Consider the following 4,387-nt stretch of genomic DNA (forward strand, 5'->3'; position numbering starts at 1 on the left):
GGCCTCTGCCAGTTTTCGGCTTGATTTTGCCACGCTGATCTTATCAATCAGTTCTTTGGATTCTGTATCAAAGAAAAATACAACGCCGGTTTCGTTGTAAGATTTCATTTTTTCATACAGGCCATATTCCTTAAGCTTTTCTTTGGATTTGGCTTTTGTTTCTTCATCGGTAAGATCATTGCCAATGAACTTAACAGCGCCGTCCTCATTGCTGCCTTTAAGCGCCTCCATGGCCCTTCCGCCGTTTTTCTCGCAAACCGGGCACCAGTCGGCTTTGTTGATTACTGCAATTACTTCGTGTTGTGACTGAGCCATCACTGACATCGAGAATATGAACATCAGTATGAAGCTTGTAATAATAGATTTTGTGGTTCTCATAGTTCAAAGATTTTGGTTATACATTAAATGAGTACAAAACATCATTGAATTTTAACAGGTGACTTCTGATCAATCTGCGAATCCAATTGATTGTATAGGTAGTCGGTTACCAGACCAAAACCTTACAGATGAAAAGGGATTTTTTGAAGAAAATAAACGGCGCCGGATTCTTAGCTTATTACATGCATTTTCTTAGGTTTCATGCCTACGGCATTTCGAATAGAGGAGGTGGTTCCTTTAAACCCGACCGGCATCTGCCGGTCGGGCCTACAAATATTCCAGCCCTAAAGGCCTTCCTGTTTTTAGGGAAATATAAGTTTTTTGGTCGAAGTATCCTTTCAACCGAACAAATTATCGATGTGTTATAAACCGGCATACAGGATCAGACCCAAAGGCCGTAGGCCTGACATCGTTGTAGGCCGGGGTGTAAACCCCGGTAATATAGCATCCCAATTGCAATGGGAATCCCGTTAGGGATGACATAACCATACGCCAAATAGGTTATGTTATGAGGTTCTGCCATGTAGTAGGGACGCACGGCCGTGCGTCCCTACTGAGATGTATTTGGACGAGAAAATACAACAGCGGCATGGCAACAGTATCGCATTGATAATTGGCCTGATTGTTCTGGTAATATTGATCAATGTCAGGATACTCATATGATATAATGATATGTTGGATGCTATCAGGCCTTCCACGATTCCTCTTTTCCTGCTTTGATTCAGTTTGCTTATATCAAAACAGCTTCAGCTGCGAATCATCCTGCTTTTTCTTTTGGTATGTATTTTTTTCCACCTCGGTGAGCTCTTTTTCGATACGGTTCAGGAAGGGACTTCGTTGCATGGTTCTTTCCTGTCCCATGATGAAACGTTTACGGGCGTGAGTAAGATAGAGATAGGACTGAGCCCGGGTCATACCCACGTAGAGCAGTCTTTTCTCTTCCTCGTGGTCTGTTTCCTGGGTTTTAAACATCGAATACGGGATTAAGCCATCTTCACAACCGGCAATAAATACGCATTTAAATTCCAGTCCCTTTGAGGCATGTAGTGTCATAACGGTTACTTTTTCCGTTTGATGCTCGTAAGCATCGGAAGAACTGCCCAAAGTAAGAAACCGGAGAAACGCTTCTGTTCTGCTGCCGTACGATTCAGCCAGATCCATTATTTTGCGGCGTATCTCTTCTTCGTTGCTTTCTTCTGAGTGACTGAGCAATGTGTCGAATGCATATTGAATTTTGTCCTTCAGAGGATCCTGCGCTTTTATTTGATCGATGTTCTTACTGATCCCTGATAAGGATGGATCAAGACGTGTTAATTTGTCTTTCAGATAACCATTATCCGGGTTTTCAGAATATTTAAGTATGCCGGTAATTTTTTTCACCAGGGGATGGGAGAAAAATTCATCTTCTGCCACAAGCTGACAGGGGATGGTGTGATTCAGCAAGGCTTTCTCAATAACTTTCATTTGGGCTTTGGTACGGCACAGAATGGCAAAGTCCGAAAGGCTTTCAATTTCTTCGTCGCTGTCGCCCTGTGTTACATTGCTGTCCATGGAGAAAAATCGGAGTCCTCCGCTGAGCGATTCAATTGTTCTGGCAATGTATTCTGCTTCGCTTTTGTCTGTCTGTTGAGGGGATATTTTTATCTTTACCCCGTCGCTCAGGCCCTGTAACTCATCTTCCTGCAATACATCTCCTGAGGCTTGCAGTATGTTTTTGGAGCAACGGTAGCTGGTGTGCAGCTTATATACCTTTGTATCTTTATAATCCCCGATAAACCGACTGATAAATCTTTTGCTGGAACCCCTGAACCCGTAAATGGCCTGGTTAGGATCACCGATGACAAAAAGGTTGGCCTTTTCTTTGGCAGATAAGAGCTGTATCAGCCGGTACTGCATCAGGTTGATGTCCTGAAATTCATCCACCAGTATCCATTGGTATTGCTTCCTTGCTTCTTCCCTGATCTCAGGATCATGCTCCAGCAAATGCACCGGCTGGTAGATCAGATCGTCCAGGTCGAACAGGTTGTATTGAGCCAGCTTGTTCTGGTAACTTTGAAATGCTTTAAAGATGTTATCGTTTTGGCTTGGTTGCTGTTCGTCCGGAGTTTGCTTGATTTCAGTGAACCGGGAAGCATATTGTTTGGCTTCCTTATTGCTGATGCTGAAGATGTCTCTGATAAGTTGCTGCTTATCGGTTTCATCGATTATTGTGAAGTTTTCATCTTGTTTGATGGCATCGGGATGATTCTTTAGAAAGTTATATCCAAAGGCATGGAAGGTGGATATATTCAGTTTTGAGGCAGGGGTGTTTTCGGGTAGGAGCTCCCCGCAGCGTTCCTTCATTTCTTCCGCTGCCTTGTTGGTAAAGGTAATGGCAAGGATGGAGGCGGGGTCGATATTTTTTTCCTGAATCAGGTGAGTTATTCTCCGGGTCAGCACCCTTGTTTTACCAGTGCCGGGCCCGGCCAGCACAGCAGCAGGGCCTTCGGAGTGGGTGACTGCTTCGGTTTGTTCAGGATTTAAGCCTTTTAATGCACCTTCTTTTTGGGTATGATAGTGCGGACTATCTTCGGCTGCCTGATCAACGGGATATTCCATTTGTTCCAGCCTGCGGTATTCGCTGAGGTCGAAATTGATGAGTTTTCGCTTGCCGGTATTGGTGAATGCAGATGACGAATCAAACAGGGATTCCTGGGTACCGATGTATTTGATCTCATCGGGCTGAAACACCTTGATCTTACCATACTCTCCGTCAAATCCTTCTTTGATGATCACTTCATTGTTTCGCATGCGGCGGATGGCTTCGGCGAGCACATCATTCCCGATCTGTTTTACCTCTTCCACCGGCAGGTATTGAAGCATGTTGAATTCGCTGCCAGCCTTCCGGATTAGTTGGTCATATTTTTTGGTGACCTTCTTCGTTTTTTCACCCACCCCTTCGATCTCCGAAAGTATCTCCTTCAGGGGAATGATGGAATAGTAGGGGAGACGGTTCTTCCGTTCAAGAATGTCTTCCCGGTCCGATAACCTGACGATCCGGTTGGTCACCCCTACGGTAATCTTCTTTCCACACACCGGGCAAATACCACCATGCTTAAGGGTTTCCACCGGTGTCCACCTGATGCCGCATTTGCGGTGGCCGTCGTAATGATACTTGCCTTCCTGGGGAAACATGTCGAGGGTCCCCCCGAATTTTTCCGGATCCCCGGTTTTCATGGCTTCGATGATTCCATCGTAGGTAGGTTCTGTTTTGAAAAGGTTGGCATTCCGGCCCAGCTTCTCGGGAGAGTGAGCATCTGAGTTGGACACCAGGGTATAGCGGTCCAGGAAGCTGCACATCCAGTTCAGCGGGGGATCTGTGGAAAGTCCGGTTTCTACGGTGTGGATGTGTTTGCTGAGGTCCTCAAAACATTCCTCCATGCTGTTGAAACCCGATTTGGAGCCGAAAACCGAGAACCAGGGAGTCCAGATGTGGGCAGGAACGAAGAAGTTGTTTTCGTTGATATCCAGGGTTAGCCCGAGCAGGTCCCTTACGTCGAGTCCCAGGATGGGCCGGCCATCAGAGGTGATATTGAAGTTCATGGAAGAGAGCTTTTGCTGAAACTTCTCCACGGTTTCAAAATCTGGAGCAAAAAGTACGCTATGAATTTTCCGCACCTGGCCGTTTTTCTTGTAGATGTTGCTGATCTCCGCCGTCAGTATAAAGCGTACTGAATTTTCCGGTGTCTCCGGGACAATGTTGTCCAGCTTATACTCCTCTTTGAGTTTGAAAAGCCCTGGCTCGGCAGGTTCTACCTTTTCCTTCAGCTCTTTCAGCCAGCCCGGGTGGCTAAAGTCACCCGTTCCAACCACCTTGATGCCTTTAATGCGTGCCCAATAATCGAGATATTCGGGTCGCAGCTGCTTGCTGGTGGCCATTGAGAAATGCGAGTGTATATGAAGGTCTGCGATGAAGTCCATAATTGATAGTTTTCCTTCAAATTTCCCAAATTATTTTGGGATCAACCTG

2 protein-coding genes are annotated in these 4,387 nt (G+C 45.8%); both read right to left on the reverse strand.

Annotated elements, in window-relative coordinates:
- The coding region (locus KGY70_17660) for a hypothetical protein (GenBank protein ID MBS3777029.1) at positions 1 to 378 on the reverse strand (378 nt) is incomplete at its 3' end.
- A 735-nt stretch (positions 379 to 1,113) separates the two neighbouring features.
- On the reverse strand, positions 1,114 to 4,338 hold the full coding sequence (locus KGY70_17665; GenBank protein MBS3777030.1) for a UvrD-helicase domain-containing protein: 3,225 nt from the start codon (positions 4,336 to 4,338) through the stop codon (positions 1,114 to 1,116).
- Between the last annotated feature and the right edge of the window lie 49 nt (positions 4,339 to 4,387).

This window comes from Bacteroidales bacterium, from assembly GCA_018334875.1.
Classification (GTDB): domain Bacteria; phylum Bacteroidota; class Bacteroidia; order Bacteroidales; family UBA12077; genus JAGXLC01.

Coding starts and splice junctions, on each gene's coding strand:
- KGY70_17665 (MBS3777030.1), bottom strand. CDS start 4,338: ATGGACTTCATCGCAGACCTTCATATACACTCGCATTTCTCAATGGCC.